At 73.2% G+C, this 1,341-nt stretch carries 3 protein-coding genes; 1 reads left to right on the top strand and 2 read right to left on the bottom strand.

Going from position 1 to position 1,341, the window contains the following annotated elements; translation table 11 throughout:
* On the bottom strand, nucleotides 1-230 hold a 230-nt coding region (locus I5G_RS24880; RefSeq protein ID WP_239642559.1), incomplete at its 3' end, for an aldo/keto reductase.
* A 226-nt stretch (nucleotides 231-456) separates the two neighbouring features.
* On the opposite strand from I5G_RS24880, the gene I5G_RS15980 reads away from it, so the two are divergent.
* A complete protein-coding gene (locus I5G_RS15980) occupies nucleotides 457-690 on the top strand; it encodes a hypothetical protein (RefSeq protein WP_022879958.1) in 234 nt (77 codons plus the stop codon).
* A gap of 58 nt (nucleotides 691-748) precedes the next feature.
* On the opposite strand, the gene I5G_RS15975 is transcribed toward I5G_RS15980, so the two are convergent.
* Nucleotides 749-1,341, bottom strand: a 593-nt coding sequence (locus tag I5G_RS15975) for an FAD-dependent oxidoreductase (RefSeq protein WP_022879957.1), incomplete at its 5' end; no start/stop codon positions are given.

Below are 1,341 nucleotides of genomic sequence, written 5' to 3'. Positions count from 1 at the left end.
CTGATCGCGAACGCCATCGCGAGATGCGTCAGGGGCATCCCGGCATCCTGAGCCAGTTCCACCAGCTGCTCGATGACGGCGAGTCGCCGCTCGTCGCGGAAGTGCCGCATCCCCGTCGAGGCGCGGAAGTTGGCGTTCTCCTGCCCCGCACGGTACCTGCCGCTCAGGGCGCCGCCCGCCAGCGGGCTGTAGACCAGCGAGCCAGGCGGGACAACGACGTACCGCGGCACGGACGGCGAGGTGCCGCAGGACGTCGCGCCCGAACCTCGGGATGTCGAGCCGGCGGAGGAGTCCGCGCAGCTCGCGCCGGCATCCCCCTCCCCGGCGGTTCCGACCGCATCGCCGTCCCCCGGGGTTCCGACCGCGTCCCCCTCCCCCACCGATGGTCGGGAAGGATCGGGGGAACCGGGTGCGGCCGAATCGTTGACATCCGCGCAGAGAGCGCCCGCGCCCGCCGTGCCGGGTCTGATCATCGGACTCATCGTCCTCTTCGCCGGAGCGGCGATCACGGGGTACCGCGGACCGGTGTACGCAGCCGCTGCGAGAGCGGAGGCGCGGTGGTTTGCGAGAGGTTCCGTCGACCGTGCTCCGCGTCTTCGGAACCCGCTCCCGATCGCGGTCGTGGGTGCGTTCGTCGCCCTGGCCGGCGTCGTGATGATCGGCTCCGCGCTGTGGGTGTGGTCGAGCTGAGCGCGCGGGCTCGACGCGTCCGTCCCGAAGCGGCCGCCCCGGCGAACGCCGGCCTTGGTCAGTAACCCGCGAACGCGTCGGTGGTGAGCGAGGCCGCGCGGGAGAGTGCCGGAGCCAGGTCCGCGATGAGCCGCGGCGGTCCGGAGACGTAGGCGGTGCGCAGCGCGATGTCGGGGACCGCGCGCAGGAGCCCGTCGGCATCCACCCGGTCGGGACCGGCCCACACCCACCCGGCCGGGAGATCGCTCGGCTCGTCCCGACAGAACACGACCACCGGGATGCCGCTGGCGACGAGGTCCTCGCGGAACGCGAGCTCGCTCGCCTCGGACACGACGTACACGAGGACCACGTCGCGCTCCTGCCCGGTCGCCGCGAGGTGCCGCAGCTGCGACACGAACGGCGTCACGCCGATGCCGGCGGCGACGAGCAGCACGGGAGCGGTCGGCCGCGACGGCAGCACGAAGTCGCCCCACACGCCCGTCGCCGCGAGCGTCGCCCCGACGGGAACCTCCGCCAGAGCGCGCTTGTACGACGACTGCGAGCCGTCCTTGAACGCGATGCGGACCGTCGGAAGGTCCTCGGGTGCGGAGGCGATCGAGAACTCGCGGCGGGGTTCCCGCGCGTCGGGACGCCGGTGCGGCACGTCGAGTT

The sequence above is a fragment of the Microbacterium sp. B19 genome (genome assembly GCF_000333395.1).
Lineage (GTDB): Bacteria > Actinomycetota > Actinomycetes > Actinomycetales > Microbacteriaceae > Microbacterium.
This window is presented reverse-complemented; position numbering and strand designations above follow the sequence as displayed.